General features: G+C 49.6%; 19 protein-coding genes and 1 other RNA gene. 11 read left to right on the top strand and 9 right to left on the bottom strand.

All coding sequences use genetic code 11. The features are described from left to right. The first annotated feature begins 51 nt into the window (after positions 1-51). Genes CSR04_RS21920 through CSR04_RS21910 form a run of 3 tightly spaced genes read left to right on the top strand, consistent with a single transcriptional unit; the run spans position 52 to position 2324 of the window. Positions 52-318 (top strand): PepSY domain-containing protein, encoded by a 267-nt coding sequence (locus CSR04_RS21920; protein ID WP_102798474.1) that lies wholly within the window; start codon positions 52-54, stop codon positions 316-318. Positions 319-324: 6 nt separating this feature from the next. Then, positions 325-999 (top strand): response regulator transcription factor, encoded by a 675-nt coding sequence (locus CSR04_RS21915; protein ID WP_102798473.1) that lies wholly within the window; start codon positions 325-327, stop codon positions 997-999. Between the two features lie 5 nt (positions 1000-1004). After that, on the top strand, positions 1005-2324 hold the full coding sequence (locus CSR04_RS21910) for an ATP-binding protein (RefSeq protein WP_102798472.1): 1320 nt from the start codon (positions 1005-1007) through the stop codon (positions 2322-2324). Here the strand turns inward: CSR04_RS21910 and CSR04_RS21905 are convergent. Then, positions 2296-3342, bottom strand: a complete 1047-nt coding sequence (locus CSR04_RS21905; protein ID WP_102798471.1) for an AI-2E family transporter — start codon at positions 3340-3342, stop codon at positions 2296-2298. The two genes, CSR04_RS21910 and CSR04_RS21905, sit on opposite strands and share 29 nt — an antisense overlap. An 89-nt stretch (positions 3343-3431) precedes the next feature. Here CSR04_RS21905 and folX point away from each other — a divergent pair, with 89 nt between their 5' ends. Together folX and CSR04_RS21895 are read left to right on the top strand one after the other, a co-directional pair. Next, positions 3432-3797: a dihydroneopterin triphosphate 2'-epimerase gene (folX, locus tag CSR04_RS21900; RefSeq protein WP_102798470.1), complete on the top strand. Its 366-nt coding sequence runs from the start codon at positions 3432-3434 to the stop codon at positions 3795-3797. A 23-nt stretch (positions 3798-3820) separates the two neighbouring features. Beyond that, positions 3821-4720: a TIGR01777 family oxidoreductase gene (locus CSR04_RS21895; RefSeq protein ID WP_102798469.1), complete on the top strand. Its 900-nt coding sequence runs from the start codon at positions 3821-3823 to the stop codon at positions 4718-4720. Positions 4721-4752: 32 nt separating this feature from the next. On the opposite strand, the gene CSR04_RS21890 is transcribed toward CSR04_RS21895, so the two are convergent. Next, a complete protein-coding gene (locus CSR04_RS21890) occupies positions 4753-7275 on the bottom strand; it encodes an ABC transporter permease (protein ID WP_245921817.1) in 2523 nt (840 codons plus the stop codon). Further along, on the bottom strand, positions 7265-7963 hold the full coding sequence (locus CSR04_RS21885) for an ABC transporter ATP-binding protein (protein ID WP_102798521.1): 699 nt from the start codon (positions 7961-7963) through the stop codon (positions 7265-7267). Before CSR04_RS21885 ends, CSR04_RS21890 begins: the two co-directional genes overlap by 11 nt. Between CSR04_RS21885 and CSR04_RS21880 the strand changes: the two genes are divergently transcribed. The 4 genes from CSR04_RS21880 (at position 7944) to CSR04_RS21870 (ending at position 11376) form a co-directional block, all read left to right on the top strand. Then, a complete protein-coding gene (locus tag CSR04_RS21880) occupies positions 7944-8606 on the top strand; it encodes an arylesterase (protein ID WP_102798519.1) in 663 nt (220 codons plus the stop codon). The two genes, CSR04_RS21885 and CSR04_RS21880, sit on opposite strands and share 20 nt — an antisense overlap. A gap of 56 nt (positions 8607-8662) precedes the next feature. Further along, a complete protein-coding gene (locus CSR04_RS25040) occupies positions 8663-8839 on the top strand; it encodes a hypothetical protein (RefSeq protein ID WP_172449458.1) in 177 nt (58 codons plus the stop codon). A 149-nt stretch (positions 8840-8988) separates the two neighbouring features. Then, positions 8989-10656 (top strand): DNA repair protein RecN, encoded by a 1668-nt coding sequence (gene recN / locus CSR04_RS21875; protein WP_102798468.1) that lies wholly within the window; start codon positions 8989-8991, stop codon positions 10654-10656. A gap of 369 nt (positions 10657-11025) precedes the next feature. Continuing rightward, the gene (locus tag CSR04_RS21870) at positions 11026-11376 is read left to right on the top strand and encodes an outer membrane protein assembly factor BamE (RefSeq protein WP_102798518.1); all 351 of its coding nucleotides are present in this window, start codon (positions 11026-11028) and stop codon (positions 11374-11376) included. 76 nt (positions 11377-11452) lie between these two features. Here the strand turns inward: CSR04_RS21870 and CSR04_RS21865 are convergent, their stop codons facing one another. Continuing rightward, positions 11453-11806 (bottom strand): RnfH family protein, encoded by a 354-nt coding sequence (locus tag CSR04_RS21865; RefSeq protein ID WP_102798467.1) that lies wholly within the window; start codon positions 11804-11806, stop codon positions 11453-11455. Then, positions 11799-12233: a type II toxin-antitoxin system RatA family toxin gene (locus CSR04_RS21860; protein WP_102798466.1), complete on the bottom strand. Its 435-nt coding sequence runs from the start codon at positions 12231-12233 to the stop codon at positions 11799-11801. Before CSR04_RS21860 ends, CSR04_RS21865 begins: the two co-directional genes overlap by 8 nt. Before the next feature lie 102 nt (positions 12234-12335). On the opposite strand from CSR04_RS21860, the gene smpB reads away from it, so the two are divergent. Further along, positions 12336-12815, top strand: a complete 480-nt coding sequence (gene smpB, locus CSR04_RS21855) for an SsrA-binding protein SmpB (protein ID WP_102798465.1) — start codon at positions 12336-12338, stop codon at positions 12813-12815. A 101-nt stretch (positions 12816-12916) separates the two neighbouring features. Beyond that, positions 12917-13276: a transfer-messenger RNA gene (gene ssrA / locus CSR04_RS21850) on the top strand. A gap of 81 nt (positions 13277-13357) precedes the next feature. Here ssrA and CSR04_RS21845 read toward each other — a convergent pair. Genes CSR04_RS21845 through CSR04_RS25300 form a run of 4 tightly spaced genes read right to left on the bottom strand, consistent with a single transcriptional unit; the run spans position 13358 to position 17925 of the window. Beyond that, positions 13358-14404 carry a protein-glutamate methylesterase/protein-glutamine glutaminase gene (locus CSR04_RS21845; RefSeq protein ID WP_102798464.1) on the bottom strand — a complete coding sequence of 349 codons (1047 nt, stop codon included), beginning with the start codon at positions 14402-14404 and terminating at the stop codon, positions 13358-13360. A gap of 9 nt (positions 14405-14413) precedes the next feature. Then, complete coding sequence (gene cheD / locus CSR04_RS21840) at positions 14414-15028, bottom strand: chemoreceptor glutamine deamidase CheD (RefSeq protein ID WP_102798463.1); 615 nt, start codon at positions 15026-15028, stop codon at positions 14414-14416. Then, entirely contained in the window at positions 15025-15846 is an 822-nt protein-coding gene (locus CSR04_RS21835) for a CheR family methyltransferase (protein WP_102798462.1), read from the bottom strand. Before CSR04_RS21835 ends, cheD begins: the two co-directional genes overlap by 4 nt. Positions 15847-15861: 15 nt before the next feature. Continuing rightward, positions 15862-17925 (bottom strand): methyl-accepting chemotaxis protein, encoded by a 2064-nt coding sequence (locus CSR04_RS25300; protein WP_102798517.1) that lies wholly within the window; start codon positions 17923-17925, stop codon positions 15862-15864. Between the last annotated feature and the right edge of the window lie 66 nt (positions 17926-17991).

The following is a 17991-nucleotide window of genomic DNA, read 5'->3' as shown; positions in this document are numbered from 1 at the left end:
CGCCTTTACAGGTAGACTTGTCGATATTAAGACAAGTCTAAGGTAGTGATAATGAAATTGGGCAAGGTGCTGATTTTCTTACTAAGTTGCATGGTCTGCTGCACGGTTCAGGCACAACAAGACAAGGATCAGTTAAATGAAGCCCAGGCAGCCAAGCGCGCCAAACAACAGGTGGATGGCCGCGTATTGAAAGTTGAGCAGCAAAAGGACAACTATCGGGTCAAGGTTTTGCAAAAAAATGGCCGGGTAGTGACGGTGGATGTGGATAAAAAATCCGGCAAGGTCACGCAGAACAAAAACCACAAAGACAGGAAGTAATGTCTGATGCGAGTACTGATAGTTGAAGATGATGCCAGACTGTTAACTCAGTTGGATCAGTTAATGCAGCAAAATGGCTATAGTGTGGACTTAGCCGATGATGGCCAGAAGGCTTTGTTTCTATTCCGCGAATATCCCTACGATTTAGCCATTGTGGATATCGGCTTGCCGGTGTTAGATGGCCTTGATCTGATTCGCCAGGTACGTAAGGACCATGTTACCAGCCCGATCCTTATTCTGACCGCACGGGATCGCTGGCAGGAAAAAGTAGAAGGTCTGGAAGCCGGCGCCGATGACTATCTGACTAAACCTTTCCATAACGAAGAACTGCTGGCCCGGGCCAAGGCCTTGATACGGCGCGCTGCAGGTCAACCAAATCCAGCTATCGAACGCGGCCCCATTCGCTTGGATACGCTCTCAGAGGAGGTTTTCGTCAACAACGCCTACGTGGAACTTACCGCATATGAGTATAAGGTGCTGGAATATTTGTTGATGAACCCCAACAAGATTGTCTCCAAGACCGAGCTTACCGAGCATATTTATGATCAAGACTTCGATCTGGACAGCAATGTGATTGAGGTATTTATTGGCCGCCTGCGTAAAAAAATTGACCCAGATGGCAGTATCAAGCCCATAGATACCTTACGTGGTCGTGGTTACAGAATAAGCCGGCAACTTTGACAAATATGCGTAAGTGGTCACTCAAGGCCCGCAGTTTTGCTGCCGCTCTGCTTGTTTTGTTGGTATTTTTACCCTTAACGGCCCTGACCCTTGAGCGAGCCTATACCAGCAGCCTGACACAATCCATGCAGGATCAGTTACGTATTCAGAATCTGGGCCTGATATCTGAGTTTGAAGTGGTACGGGGCGTAATTCAGATGCCGGAAACCCTGTTTAATAACAGTCTGAATATTCCTGACTCTGGTACCTATGCACTGATCTCTATGCACAGACTACCGCTTTGGCAATCCGAATCCACTTTGCATTGGCAAAAAGTCCCTGAACTACAACGCCCAGCCGTAGGAGAAGAACTGTTTCTGTCCAAGCAGATTAACGGTCGTACTTTCTTTCAGTTCAGCTACACCGCCGAATTTGAAGACAGAGAGCTGATGTTCCCGGTGACCTTCCATATCCTGATGGAAGGACGTTTATTCGACACCGAGCTGGCTACATTCCGTTACACCCTATGGCAGTGGCTGGCCTTAGTGGCTGTGGTACTCATTGCGTTACTGGCATTTAGTCTCAACGCGGCTTTGCAACCTATTGGTGATTTGGTTCGGCAAATCAGTGATGTGGAATCAGGGCAAACACGTCGTGCCGAGGGCAACTATCCACCTGAGTTGGAACATTTGAAAGCCAGTCTGAATCATCTGCTGGACTCAGAACAGCAGCAACGCAACCGCTATCATAATAGCCTTGGCGATCTGGCCCATAATCTAAAAACGCCACTGGCGGTGTTAAAAGGTAACCCGGAAATCCCCACCAGTGCCCATGAACCATTGGAACAAATAGAGAACATTATCGCCCGCCAGTTGAAACGTGCGGTGGCCGGTGTGGGTAGCGGCTGGCAACAGGCTGAACCGCTGGCGCCGTTGCTGCAAAAGCTGATTAACGCCATGGCCAAAGTGCATGCCGACAAACAGTTGGACATTCAATTGCTGGATCCCAGTGCACTGAGGCTACCGGGTGATACAACTGACCTGATGGAGTTGTTTGGAAACCTGCTGGACAACGCCTGCAAAGCCGCCAAAAAGCAGGTCAGAATCAGCCTGCACCTGAATAGCCAGTTGTGCATTGATATTGAGGACGACGGTCCTGGGATCCCAGCAGACCAGCGCCAAACTCTGTTGAATCGGGGCAGCCGCCTGGACACCTACGCCAGCGGCCAGGGAATTGGCATGGCGGTAGTGTCAGACTTAGTCGCCGCGTACAATGGCACGCTATTACTGCGTGACTCTGAACTGGGCGGGGCCAGAATCAGTCTGCGTTTTGCACTGCCGGTTTAACATCGTCGCCCAGCAGCAAGGCAAACCAACGCCCCCCTTGGGTCGATTCAAGGGCAATCTTAACAATCATGGTTAGCGGTACAGACAGCAACATGCCTACCGTACCCAGCAGCCAGCCCCAGAAAATCAACGACAGAAATACCACCAGGGTAGATAAACCCAAACCACGGCCCATAAAGCGCGGCTCGATGACATTGCCCATCAGGGTATTAATCACCACATAGCCAATCGCCACCAGGCCAGCGGTTCCGGGCCCTAGCTGTACCAGCGCCAATAACACTGCAGGCACCGCGGCAATAATGGAACCAATATTGGGAATATAATTGAGCAGAAAGGCCAACACGGCCCACAGCAGAAAATGGTCCACATCCAACAAATACAGCATCAAGCCAGCCAGGAAGCCGGTGCCCAGACTGACCAGGGTTTTGATGGCCAGATAATCTTTGATTGAAGATAAAAAGCGATCAATCTGCTGAATCTTCATGGCTGGATCATCCAAGGCGATATGTACTTTGCGTGGCACAGACTCGGCTTCAAACAACATAAATACCACAGTAAGCAGGATCAACAGGAAATTGGTCATCACCGCGCCTACCCCGGAGAGCAAGTTGGATGCCATATTCATGGCCAGGCCAGGGTCCAGATAAGACAGCAGTTGCGTGCGATCCAGATGAATGTTCAGATTGGCCAGTTGCCCTACCAACCAGTTTAATTCACCGGCCAGTTGTTCCTTATAAACAGGTAGATTTTGGGAAAATTCATTCATGGAATTTCCCACCAGGCCCGCCAGCATAAATCCAAAAATCACGATCAGCAGTATTACTAATATTACCGACAGCCAGCGTGGCACCCGATAGCGACTGGCCCAATTAATCAACGGGTTACAGGCCATGGCAATGAAAACCGACAGCAGAAAAGGCACCAGGATCGTGCTGGCGGCTTTTACACCGGCCAGAATGATGACCAGCGCTGCCATAGTCAGCAGAACTTTGGAGGAAGACGAACGTTTAATTTCCATATTCAAAGGAGATTGGCCTCAGGTTGTGGCAAAATTACCAAAAAGCCACTGTGTTTAAAATAAATTAAGTCATTAACGGATGTACTCAGATGCAGCTTAACCCAGCCACAATTCGTATCAAGAACCTACGCTTACGCACTTTTATCGGCATTAAGCAGGACGAGATTGATAACAAGCAGGACGTGTTAATTAATGTCACCATCAGATACCGTGCTGAACAGGCTACCAATAGCGACGATATGCAGGATGCCCTGAACTATCGCACTATCACTAAACGCATTATCGATTTGGTGGAAAACAACCGATTTTCGCTGCTTGAGAAACTCACCTCAGATGTATTGGCTATTGCCGCAGAGCATCCCTGGGTTATCCATGCCGAAGCAGAAGTGGATAAACCGCACGCATTGCGTTTTGCTGATTCTGTCTCTCTGTGCTTATCTTGTAGCAAGGCCTGAACAGCTAAGGATTTTTCGGCATTATGCAGATTTTGATGACTGGCGGCACCGGGCTAATTGGTACCAGACTATTGTCCCGTTTGCCAGAAGGCTATCAGGTCACAGTGTTAACCCGAAATTTGGCCGAGGCCGAACTGGCGTTGGGGCGGCGGGCTGCCTGGATATCCTCACTTAAGGGACTACAAAACCTGGATGGCTTTGATGCTGTCATAAATCTGGCCGGAGAGCCCATCGCAGATAAGCGCTGGAGTGAAGAACAAAAGCAGCGGATTTGTCAGAGCCGCTGGCAACTTACCGAGAAACTGGTGGAACTCTGCCAGTCCAGCGTGCACCCACCCAAGGTCTTCCTTAGCGGGTCAGCCGTAGGCTACTACGGACGCCAGGGCGATGACTTCATCAGTGAATATCATCAGAGCCCGCATAACGAATTCAGTCATCAGCTTTGCGAACGCTGGGAAAAAATCGCCCTGGAAGCCCAGTCCCCCAGTACCAGGGTATGCTTGCTCAGAACCGGGATTGTCTTGAGCCGCAAGGGTGGCGCATTGGTTAAAATGCTGCCGCCTTTTCGCATGGGATTAGGGGGAAGAATGGGCAGTGGCAAGCAATTTATGCCTTGGATCCATATCAGTGATATGGTGGCCGCCATGCGCTTTTTGCTTGAAACGCCGGATTGCCAGGGGCCCTATAACCTTTGCGCACCGAATCCGGTGACGAACACCGAATTCAGCCAGACGTTGGCTAAAACATTAGGGCGGCCTTGTTTATTCCCTATGCCTGCATTTGTACTTCGCGGCCTGTTTGGTGAAATGTCCGATTTATTACTGTACGGCCAACGGGTGATCCCCAAACGCCTGGAAGAGGCTGGCTTTCATTTCCAATTCCAGCAATTGGATAAAGCATTGCTGAATCTGATAAAGGGCTAAAAAGTAAGCCTCAACATATGTTGAGGCTTATTCTAAATCATCCGTCTCAGCAGATCGCTGGTATTGAAAGACAACAATCGCCAGCAACTCAGCGCCCCCAGTATTCCAACAACCAGCGCACCAACCAAGGGCGCCAGCAGCCAGAATTGAAAGTGGAATCCGGCCTGCATATTAAACACCTGGGTCTGCAGCAGATAGAGTGCCAACTCATTGGCCATTGCCGCCATAAAACCGGCAACCGAGCCGATAATAACGAATTCTAACACCACGCTCATTCTGATCAGCATGCCCCTGGCCCCCAGTGTTCGTAATATCGCCAGCTCCTGCATACGCTCATCCATACTCGCTTGCACTTGCGCCACTAATACCAGAGTACCGGCACAAAGTACCAGAAACAGAATAAACTCCACTGCCATCGACACTTGCTCTACGATGCTGCGCAATTGATTAATGCGGGCATCCACATCAAACAGACTGACAGTGGGAAACGGTGCCATCAACTCTGCCAACTTGGCTTTGTGCTCAGTATCCAGATGAAAACTGGTGATATAGGTAGGTGAAAACTCCGCCATCGCATATGGCTCCAGCACAAAGAAAAAATTGGGCTGCATGGTTTGCCAGTTGACCTCCCGGATACTGGTCACCCGGGCCCTGACCACTTCGCTACCAATATTAAAGGTCAGCCTATCCCCCATTTTAATGTCCAGACGCTCGGCCACTTCTTTTTCCACCGACACCCTGGGTTCTTCACCCGGCGCAGCGCCGCCATGCCACTTCCCTTCCACCACATGGTTTTCGTGCTGTAGTTGATTGCTCCAGGTGAGGTTGGCTTCGCGCCCCAACCCTTGACGACCACGACTATTACTGTCTGCCTCTTTGCTAACATCGGTACGGATTGTTTCGTCATTGATGGCGGCAAAGCGACCGCGAACCACGGGATAAAACTGTTCAACTTTTACGCCTCGCGCCAGAAAATGCTGTTCGAGCTGTGGCAACTGTCCTTCGGTAATATTGATCATAAAATAGTTGGGCGTACCTTCGGGTAACTGGTCGCGCCATTGCTGCACCATATCATTGCGCATCACCAGTACCACCAACAGCAGCATAATAGTGACCGCAAAACTGATAAGCTGCACCGAATTGTCCATGGCGCGACGGGAAATCCGTGCCCAGGCCAGTTGCCAGGCGCCCATTCTTGCCTGCCCCAATTTGCGGCCAAGGGCAATTAACCCCAGCGTCACCAGCATCAGCGCCACCACTAACAATAGCCCGCAAGCCAGCAGGATAGCACTGATAGTCAAATTGCCGCTGTAAGCCCACATCAACAGAAAAATAGCCAAACCGGCCACGGCGAACTGCACACTTCTGGAGCCCATGCTGGCGCCAAGGTCGCGGCGCAAGACTCTTAAGGGCGGTACAGAAAAGAGCTTCATCAGCGGGTACAGTGAAAACAACATGGCGCATACCAATCCGGTAAATACCGCGATTAAAAATGGTCGCCAGTACCAGCTGTCGAGTGCCACCTGAACCTTTTCGGCAATTAAACTGGCAATCAACTGTTGCACCCCATAGCCCACAATACCGCCAATTAAGATACCCAAGGCGGTGATAAACAGAATTTGCAGTAAATATACCCGCCGCACCAAAGCGGCGGATGCGCCGAGGGTCTTCATAATGGCAACAGGATCGTAATGGCGCTGACTGTATCGCTGTGCGGCCACAGCAATAGACACGGCGGCCAGCACAATGGCCAGCAGGCTGGCCAGCAGAAAATATTGCTCGGCACGTTTAACGGAACGCCCCAGCGGTGAATCGTCATCTTTAACCGAGCGCCAGTAATGGATCTCCCGATTAAGCTGAGGTTTCAGGTATTCGTAGTAATCATCCAGGGCGGTATCATCACCGGCAAACAGATAATCATAGTCGGTGCGACTACCCGGCCCGGTGACATTGGTAGCAGCTAAATCCGATTGATTCATCAACACCACAGGATCGCCACCAAACAGGCTAAAGCCGCCATCAGGCAGTTCAATCACCGCCTGAGTAATCACAAAAGCCTTATCACCTATTTCCAGTTGATCACCAAGATTAACCCCCAGAACCTGGAACAAACGCGAGCCTATCCAGACCTCCCCTGGTTGGGGCAAACTATCTGTCACTTGCGGCAGACCAAAGGGCGTCTCGGAAATTTTAACCTTACCTTTCAGCGGATACTGATTGTCTACCGCTCTGACATCCGCCAGCATCATTTTGTCATTGGCAAATGCCATGGAACGCAGTTGATTGCGCTGGGCGACCTTAAGACCACGTTGTGTGGCTTCTTCCAGCCATTCTGGTGGCACCGGCTTGTCTGAGCCCAGCAGGCGGTCTGCAGCCAGAAACTCGGCACTTTTGTCGGTCAACGCCGACTGCAGACGCTCACTAAAAAGAGACAGTGACAACACAGAAGCAACAGACAACACGATGGCCAACAGGATTACGGTGAGTTCACCACGCCGGGCTTCATGACGAAACAACCGCCAGGACAAGCTTAACGACATTGCATCAACCCGCATGGCGTTTATCCTCAAAGCCAGACACCGGTGCTTCCTCCAATACACCACCATGCATGCGAAGCTGGCGCCGACAGCGCGCAGCTAATTCGCTGTCGTGCGTGACCAGAATCAATGTTGTTCCCAGTTGCTGGTTTAAATCAAACAACAGATTTTCGATTTTTTCACCGTTGGCGGCGTCAAGGTTTCCGGTCGGCTCATCGGCAAATAGAATTCTGGGACGAGTAATAAACGCGCGGGCAATAGCCACCCGTTGCTGCTCACCACCGCTGAGTTGGTTGGGATAATGATTACCCCGATGCGACAAACCAACTTGTTCCAGTGCCTCAGTGGCACGTTTACGCGCATCGCTGAGTCCGGCAATTTCAGCAGGCAACATAATATTTTCCAGTGCGGTCAGGCTTTGCACCAGCATAAAACTCTGAAAGATAAAGCCGACTTTTTCACCGCGCAATCTGGCGCGCTGTTCCTCATCCATAGCGTGCAGAGGCTGACCATCAAGAATAATCTCACCGGCAGACACCTGGTCCAGTCCCGCCAGTAAACCTAACAAAGTGGACTTGCCGGAGCCTGACGCACCGACAATGGCAACAGACTCACCGGCCTTGACATCAAAACTGATAGGCTGAAGGATCTGCAACTCACCCTGGCTGGTTGTCACTATTTTGGTAATGGCCTTGGTACTAATCATATTGGAGGTCAACGTCATCGTGTATTCTGCTCTCAAGGTTATCCTGATTGTTATACCGCTGCTGTGCTTTTCGGATCAATTGAAGGCGGCGCAGGTCAAATTACTGGTATTAGGTGACAGCCTAAGCGCAGCCTATGGCATGAAGCAAGAACAAGGCTGGGTGAGTTTGTTACAAAATTCGTGGCAGGACAAAGGAATAGCTGTCGTCAATGCCGCTATCAGTGGCGAAACCACCGATGGTGGCCTGGCGCGATTGCCACGTTTACTTGAACAACACCAGCCCAGCCATCTGCTGATAGAACTTGGCGGTAACGACGGTTTACGCGGCTACCCGGTAGACAAATTTAAAAACAATATCAGCGCCATGATCGAACTGGCCCGCCAAAATGGGGTATCTGTGCTGCTGCAACAGATGCAAATTCCCACCAACTACGGCAGGCGCTACACCAAAATGTTTACCGACAGCTACAACGAGCTGGCCGACAATCATCAGGTGCCTCTGTTACCATTCCTGCTGCAAGATATTGCGCTCAAGCCAGAGCTGATGCAAAAAGACCGTATTCATCCCAATGCAGAAGCACAGCCATTGATTGCCGAGTTTATGCGTAAACAACTTGAGCCTATTCTATTGGCAAGCCAATAAACCGACTTTGGTCTACACTTTGTCAACCAATAGATTCCACAACAAGGTGAATTAAAATGGAAGTCGGTTCAGTCTCAGGTACCAATGTACAGAGTGTACAGCCACAACCCCGCCAGGAACAACAAGAGGTCCGTCAGGCCGACCAGCAGCAGCGTCAGGCCGAACTGGAAGCACAGCGCAGTCAGCCCGAGCCGAATCAGCGGGTGGGTACAGTGGTAGATACTCAAGCCTGACCTAAACAGCTTAGTTAGTCGAATAAGTAAAGCGCACCGGTTCAACCCGCTTTAGCACAGGTAGCAAATTTTTATTTGTTACTCTGTAGACAAGCCCAAAATACTGTATATAGTTACAGATATGTCTGTATGGATAACCAGGTGACTATATGCTGCTGCAACTTTCTGTACGTAATTTCGCTATTGTTCAATCACTGGATATTGATTTTCAACAAGGTATGACCGCCATTACCGGCGAAACCGGTGCCGGTAAATCCATTGCTATAGACGCACTCGGGCTATGCCTGGGAGACCGGGCTGAAGCGGGCATGGTCAGAAAAGGCGCGGATAAAGCGGAAATTACCGCCTGTTTTTCACTGCAAAATCTCCATCAAGCCCGACAATGGCTAAGCAACCAGGAACTACTGGAAGACGACGAAGAAGCTGTTATTCGCCGGGTTATTTCTGCCGAAGGGCGTTCCAAGGCCTTTATCAATGGCTCTCCCGTGTCGCTGCAGCAGTTAAAAAACCTGGGGCAGTATCTGGTGAATATTCATGGTCAACACGCCCATCAGCAATTACTCAAAGCGGATGTACAGCGCGAATTACTGGACAGCTATGCCGCCCACCCTGCCCTGTTGCAACAGGTGGCCGCTTGTTATCAGCAGTTACAGGACAGCCGCAAACAATTTCAAGCCTTACAGGAAAGTCAGCAGCAACGTGAAGCCAGACGCCAGCTCCTGGATTACCAGGTTCAGGAGTTAAATGAATTTGCCATTGAGCAAGGGGAATTCGAGCAACTTGAGGTGGAACATAAACGATTGAGCCATAGCCAGTCATTGCTGGAACAATCGCAAATGAGCTTTCATCAGTTATACGATGCGGACGATATTAACGCCTTATCGATTATTCAGCATGCGGTGGACAGACTGTCAGAGCTACAGGAACACGATGCCAGCCTGACTCCGATTGTAGAGATGTTGACCGAGGCCAATATTCAGGTGGACGAAGCGTCGCAGCAACTACGTGATTATATAGACGGTCTTGAAGTAGATCCTTTCCGGATGCAGCAGGTGGAAGCGCGCTTCTCCCGCGCGATGGAGCTGGCGCGCAAACACCAGATATTGCCGGAAGGACTTTACCAATACCACCAGCAGTTACTGGATGAGTTTGCTCAGTTACAACAGGATGATGACCTGCTCGGCGAATTAGCCAGTAAGCTTGATGCGTTGCAGCAAGCCTATATTGAATCGGCACAAGCATTGAGTGAATCCCGTACAAAAGCCGCGCAAAAGCTGGCGGGTGAGGTGCAAAGCCAGATCCGGCTGATGAATATGAACCAGGCCTGCTTTTGTCTTGCTGTAGATTTTAACGCCGAGCAAGCAGCCAGCCGCTATGGTTTGGATCAGGTTCATTTTATGGTGGCCACCAATCCAGGCCAGCCTGCTGATCTGCTTGAAAAAGTGGCTTCTGGCGGTGAACTTTCGCGTATCGGTCTGGCGGTACAGGTTATTGCCAGTGCCAGCCACCAGGTGCCCACCATGATATTTGATGAAGTAGATACCGGCATTAGCGGACCAACCGCGTCTGTGGTCGGGCAGTTGCTGCGAAGATTAGGGGAAAGACTGCAGGTATTGTGCGTCACTCACCTGCCTCAGGTAGCCGCCTGTGCCCAGCACCAGATGCTGGTCACCAAATTCAGTGATGGTAAAACCACAGAAACCCATATGCTGGCGCTTGAACAACAGCAGCGTATTGAAGAGCTGGCCAGACTATTGGCTGGCGATAAGTTGACGGATACAGCAATCGCCAATGCCCGGGAACTATTAGGCCTATAATATATCCAACAGACAAGTATTGGGTTTTATAAATACTGCCCCATTAAGGGATAAGAAAAGGGTTAAGCGTGGAGGGCCCGCTACTCAGAAATATATGCAAGAGTAGCGGGCTTTTTTGTCAGTTTGTCATTGTGTTTAAATGCCCATTTCATCGGCCATGACTTGTACGAATGTCCAATCAGACAGTCAAAGTGGAACTATTATGATCAGCGCCGCTCAAAGCATGACCTTTTTTTAAACAATGTTCGGGCAATGGCTTCTGATAAAATCTTCATTAGCAATAGCCGACAGAATAATGCCTGGATGCACATGGACAGTGGCAGACTAACTGGGGTAGGATGCAGCCTCGAACGCGACAGTATAAAGCATATGAAGTATAGAAAACTCGCATTAGGACTCATGGTAATGGCCAGCCTGCAAGCTTGCAGCAGTTGGATTTACCGTATTGATATTCCGCAGGGCAACTATCTGGATCAGAAAGATGTGGATAAATTGCGTATTCAGATGACCAAAGAACAGGTGATCTACATTCTGGGCCAACCTGTGGTTAATGACCCCTTTAATCAGGACAGATGGTATTACGTTTACACGATGAAGCGTGGTATGAGTGACGAACATATTCGTAAGGAACTGATCATCGACTTCGACCAGGGCAAGATAAGCCAGGTAAGTGGTGATTTCACCCTACCTGAGACCTTTAATACCCCGTTAGATCAATAATACTCGTCAGGGCTTCCCCGTATTCTTAGCGGGGAATGCCTTCACACCAAAGTATTGTGCGACTAGCTCACCACTGTTACTCATCCTGACCTGAACGCAGGGGGTTAACTCGCCCACCTGTGACTTTATCTGCCCTGCCCTCATCTTTAGCTTTTTCAGCTCTTCTGCGCCGGGCATCCTTGGGATCGGCAATCAAAGGGCGGTATATGGCGATACGATCGCCGTCTTTGGGCACGTCGGTTAATTTACAGGTACGATACCAGATCCCGACCTTGCTTTGACTGATATCCAGGTCCGGGAAACGCTTTAACAATCCAGACGCCTGAATGGCCTCTTGCACCGTAGTGCCCCTTTCAACCACGACTTCCAATAAAGCCTGCTTATTCGGTAAGGCATACACCACTTCCAACCGTATTTGCTTTTCAGTCACCGTAAACCTCTCTGGCTCGTTGGGTAAAGGCCGCCACCATATTACTGGCAATGCTGGAAAACGCCTTACCGAATGCCATCTCGGCCAACCGACTGGTGAATTCAAATTCCAGATTTAATTCTATTTTACAGGCTTGCTCAGACAGGGGGGTAAAACGCCAGCCACCGCGTAAATGGGTAAAAGGCCCATCCACTAATTGCATCTGAATATATTCACCGCGTTTAAGTTGATTTTGAGTGGTAAACCATTGTTTTAATCCGCCTTTGCTCACAAGCAAGGATGCTTTCATACAATCTTGGTCGGCTTCCAGTACCCGGGTATCAGCGCAACCAGGCAGAAAACTGGGGTAGGCATTAACATCGTTGACCAGGTCAAACATGGATTCGGCACTGTAACTGACTAGCGCACTGCGATTCACGTTTGGCATCTATTCTCCTCTGAAGCCCCTCCTGGGGTAGCGACATCTTGGCGTAAAATAATTTGTTCACCGTCGCAGACAAAAAAATTCGTTGCAGTATAATACGCCGCCATGAAAAAGAAGAACACCAAATCCAATCAAAGCAGCACCATAGCGCTGAACAGAAAAGCCAGGCATGAATACTTCCTTGAAGATAAATTCGAGGCAGGTGTGTCGTTGCAGGGCTGGGAAGTTAAGAGCATTCGCGCCGGTAAGGCCAATCTCTCCGACAGCTATGTGATCATTCAAAACGGCGAAGCCTTCCTGTTGGGGTGTAAAATCCAGCCACTCAAGGAAGCATCAAGCCATGTTATTTGCGATCCGGATCGCACCCGCAAGCTGTTGCTTAATAAACGTGAGCTCAACCGCTTAATCGGTGCTCGCGAGCAAAAGGGCTACTCCATTGTTGCGACAGCAATGTATTGGAAGAAATGCTGGGTCAAGGTAGAAATCTACCTGGCGAAAGGTAAGCAAAGTCAGGACAAGCGTGACAGCATTAAGGACAGAGACTGGGCACGCCAGAAAGAACGCCTGATGAAACATAAAGCTTGATTGAAAATCAAGCACTTGCAATAAGGTGTGAGACAAAGCCAGTTTACTTGTGTTAAACTTGCACCACTTGTTCGGCGTAATAGCTGCGCAATACACATTTCGGGGCTGATTTTGGATTCGACAGGATTCTGGACGCCCGAGGTGCATGCAGAGGTTGTGGCTGGCCTCTTAAAAAAGCCACTTTAAAGTAGTCGCAAACGACGAAAACTACGCTCTAGCCGCTTAATAACCGGTTTAGTGCCCTTCCACTCTGGCCTTGTCCATGGGTAGAGGTTCGGAAGGTCATCATCATGGACTAGCGAGGGAAACTTCCTGAGGTTGAACCGCGAAATAGTATCAGGACAGCTACCAGGAACCCTGTCTGCCGGGGTCCAACGTAGTTAAATAAAAGACAGACTAAGCATGTAGTACCGACGGTAGACGCTTTCTGGACGCGGGTTCAAGTCCCGCCAGCTCCACCAAATAATAGAAAACCCCGATGCCAAGGCTCGGGGTTTTTTATTGGCTAAAATTCCGCAGGGAAGTGGAATCACTGTTTGTAACTACAAACGGGTACCACCTCCCAGCCTAGAGATGGTTTCAAGTGCGACTTTGCCAATGTCCGCTAAGGGTAACACTTTGTCAGCAGCACCAAGGCGAATGGCTTCTTTTGGCATACCAAAAACAATACAACTCTGTTCGTCCTGGGCCAGTGTCTGACCACCGGCCGTTTTGATGGCCAGCATGCCTTGCGCACCGTCTTTGCCCATGCCTGTGAGTAGCACGGCCAGGGTGTTCTTACCGGCGCAGTCTGCCAGTGACTGAAACATCACATCCACCGACGGTTTGTGGCCTTTCACCCGCTCTGTATCGAGCAGCTTAATTCGATAGTCAGCCCCATACTTTTCAATACACATATGCAAATTGCCAGGTGCAAGGTATGCGTGGCCGGGCAACACTCTTTCACCGTCTTTGGCTTCAGCCACCGACACAGCGCACAGACCGTTAAGACGTTTAGCATAGGTGGCGGTAAAGCCCGGCGGCATATGTTGCGTAATGACAATGGCCGGGCTATTGGCTGGTAGCGCCATCAATACATCTTTAATGGCTTCTGTGCCCCCGGTAGAAGCACCTATGGCAAGAATTTTTTCAGTGCCAGAGTTCACAAAGCCCGCAACCACCTTAGGCTGGATGGCCTGACGCTTCGACACTCTGGCAGTAGCCGCCATACGAATCTTATCCAGTATTATCTGGCTATATTCAGCAATGCCCTGCGCCACATCTAACTTAGGTTTGGCAATGTAATCTACCGCCCCCAGTTCCAAAGCTCTCAAGGTCGCTTCGGCGCCATTTTCGGTCAGTGTGGATATCATCAGTACGGGAGTCGGCCTGGCTTTCATCAGGCGGTCAAGAAATGTCAGTCCATCCACTTTAGGCATTTCAATATCCAGCGTGATGACATCTGGTGCGTACTGATTGACAAGATCCCTGGCCACATAAGCATCTGGGGCTGTTCCCACCAGCGTCATATCGGGTGCCTGAGCAATTATCTGCGCTAACAACTGCCTGATCAAAGCCGAGTCATCCACAACCAGAACTTTTGTCGCCATAGGTTTATCCTAAAACAGGTCCACATCGCCACTTTTACGTGCATGACGAATACGCATTCTGTACTCGCTTTCCCTGTCCATAATAGTGCTGTTATGCAGAGACTTGATCTTACGTACCATCACCTTGCCAGTGTGGGGAAAGAAGTACACTTTACGGGGATACTGGTCCAGCAAATCACTAGCCAAAACAGGGATTTGTTCTACTCTGAGGTACTCCAGCACAAACTCGCAGTTTCGTTCACCAACGGTGTTTTGCGTTAAGCCTCTTAGCACATTACCACCGCCAAACACCTTGGCTTCCAGTCCATTGCGGCTGGCACCAAGCTTTATCAGGTGGTTAATCAATATTTCCATGGCAAACGCGCCATATCGTGCAGATTCTGACCAGCTGGAACTGTCACTGCCACCATCGTTGGGTAACAAGAAGTGATTCATGCCACCTATTTTACGCACCGGGTCACGCAGGCATACTGAAACACAAGAGCCCAATACAGTCACGATCATGGTGCCTTCAACCGTAACGAAATACTCACCGGGCAATATTTTCACCGCGTCACAATCAAAGTGTCGATCATAATACCGAGTGGGTGCCAGGTGCTGATCATTCAGTTCAAAAGCGTTCATGCCGGTTGTACCAGCGCAGGGTGGTAGGTAGTTCGCCCCAGATGCCGAACCAAATGTGTGGCATGACTGAAGTTTTCGGAATGCCCGGCAATATATAATCCCTGAGGTTTAAGTAACCCCACCATTTTCTCCAGGATTTCCAGTTGTGTTTCTTTGTTGAAATAAATCATGACATTGCGGCAAAAAATGATGTCCAGAGGTCCTTCAATCCCCCAGTGCCTGTCAGTCAGATTAACCTTGCGAAATGACACCATACGAGACAGCTCTGCCACCACTTTGACTCTGCCCGCCTGCGCCCCTTTGCCTCGCAGAAAGAAATTTTTACGTCTGTCCGCACTGAAAGATTTGATTCGCTCTTCATCATAGATACCGTTTTGCGCTGTTTGCAGTGCTGTGCTATCGATATCTGACGCAATAATTTCGATGCCGTTTTTAAAGCTACCAAGGGTTTCAGCCACCGTAATAGCAATAGAATACGGCTCTTCCCCCGTGCTGCTGGCGGCACACCAGATACGCTTAACTTTATGCTCACGCAGGTAATCAGCAAGAATGTCAAAGTGATGCGGCTCCCGAAAGAACGACGTCAGGTTGGTTGTCAGGGAATTAATAAAGCATTGCACTTCATCTTCGTGTTCCTGCACATATTGCAGATATTGGCTAAACCCTGACAGTTTCAAGGCCCGCAACCGTCTGACTAACCGACTGTACACCATAGAGTCTTTGCTATCAGCCAGATGAATACGAGTTAACTGATAAAGTAGTTTGCGTACTCTGTCAAAATCCGCTCTGGTGTAGGCGAATTCCTTTTCTCCTTGCATCACCTGACATCTCCGCTAGAAACTTTCCCATTCATCTTCTTCAACGGCCACTTTTGCCATAGTGGGTTTGCTTTTGCGATTCTCCTTAGTCAAACGCACGGCCTGCACTTTTGGCTTTGCCGGCGGCAAGGATGCAACCTGATGTTGTTGGTCCAGTTTAAAGGTCGCCACTTGTCTGGCTAACTGCTGAGCCTGGCCCTGCAGGCTTTCTGACGCAGCGGCAGCCTCCTCGACCAGGGCGGCGTTTTGCTGGGTCATTTCATCCATCTGCGTCACCGCTTTGCCAATTTCATCAATACCAGAGGACTGCTCCGCAGACGCCGCGGCAATTTCCGACATAATGTCGTTAACCCGTTTAATGGAGGTGACAATTTCTTTCATGGTTTCACCAGATTGATTCACCAGCTGATTACCATTTTCAATTTTGGCAACAGAGTCGGAAATTAACGTTTTAATATCCTTCGCGGCATTGGCTGAACGCTGCGCTAAGGTTCTCACTTCAGATGCAACCACGGCAAACCCCCGCCCTTGTTCGCCAGCCCTTGCGGCCTCTACCGCGGCATTCAATGCCAATATATTAGTCTGAAATGCTATACCGTCGATCACACCGATAATATCGGAGATCTTCTGTGCCGATTCATTGATGGAGGCCATGGTATTGACCACTTGCTGAATCAAACTGCCACCATCCGTTGCCACCGTGGCAGCCTGAGAGGCAAGACCGTTGGCCTGTTTGGCATTATCGGCATTTAATCGCACCGTACTGGTTAACTCTTCCATGCTTGACGCCGTTTCTTCGAGACTGGCGGCTTGCTGCTCGGTGCGTGATGACAGGTCAGAATTGCCCTTCGCTATCTCACTGGAGGCACTGCTGATGGTATCTGCGGCTTCACGTATCTGACCTATCATATCGGTGAGCTTGTCAGAGGTGTCATTACAGTAATTTTTTAGCGCATCAAAGGTGCCCTGATATTCACTATCGATACGCTGGGTCAAATCACCGTCGGCAATCGCCATAAGCACCTTGGCAATGTCCTTAAGCCCGGTATCGGTGATGGTCAGTAAACTATTAATGCCTTCAGCAATCGTCAGCATAAAGCCTGACTTATCCTGAACTTCAATTCGGTCACTGAATTCTCCGCGTGATGCAGCTGATACAATCCTGGTCACTTCCTGCTCGGCAAGTACTTCCTGGGTGCGATCCAGCCACTCCACTACGGACCCTAATCTTTTACCATCGGGGGCCACAATGGGATTAGCCGTGAGGCGGAAATGTAAATTACCTACCTTAATTTCTGTCTGATAAGTGGATTTCAGGTTCTCTAGCAAAGACGCCTGATGAGCCGGGTTTTTATGAAAACCGTCCATGCTGCCGTTGATGATTTTATCAACAGCAAAACCCGGCAGTGCTTTTTTCAGCTCAGGTTCCACGCCTCGTAACATCGTCTCCACTGATTTATTCATATAGATGATTTTTCGATCTGTATCGGCAATCATCACATTGGTGGTAGCACCGTCCAATGCCTGCTTCACACGCATGGATTCGGTAGCCAGTCTGGCGGCTTCGCGCAGCTTTTCGGTCATTTCAACCAGTGCGTGATTCAGTTTGCCGATTTCATCGCGCCGCGCATTGTCAAGCTCAGTGTCAAACTGGCCATTGGCAATCGCCGACGCAGCAGAAATCGCTCTGTTAATAGCTTTTATCAACTCCCTGACCAGATAGAATGCCGCTATTGCGGCCAGTAAGAAAAATACCAATAACCCCGTAATAGAGCCCAGCCTTTCATTGGCTAATCTGTCTATACGTTTAGCGATTAACTGATTTAGTTCACTGGATAATTTGTCGCCTTGCTCGTAAAAGCCTGCCAATACCTGATTAAAATCTGCGGTAAAACGTTCACTTGAATAATCCAGGGAAGTTTTTTCCACAACTTCACGACGTGATAATTGCAACAGTGCACCAATGCGTTCCTGTAATTGTCTGGCACTGGATAGGTATCCATCCAGTGAACGGTCATATTTACCTGCCTCACTGAGGTTATCGATGTAGTTTTCCAGTGGCGTCTGTAGCTGGTCCATCGCCGATACCATGGCTATTTTGTCTGCTTCAACTGCCGTCCCTGCCGACAAAGCCTTACTGCCTAC

Source organism: Bowmanella denitrificans, assembly GCF_002887595.1.
Taxonomy (GTDB): domain Bacteria; phylum Pseudomonadota; class Gammaproteobacteria; order Enterobacterales; family Alteromonadaceae; genus Bowmanella; species Bowmanella denitrificans.
Note: the sequence above shows the minus strand (reverse complement) of the source record. Positions and strands in the feature narration are given on the sequence as shown.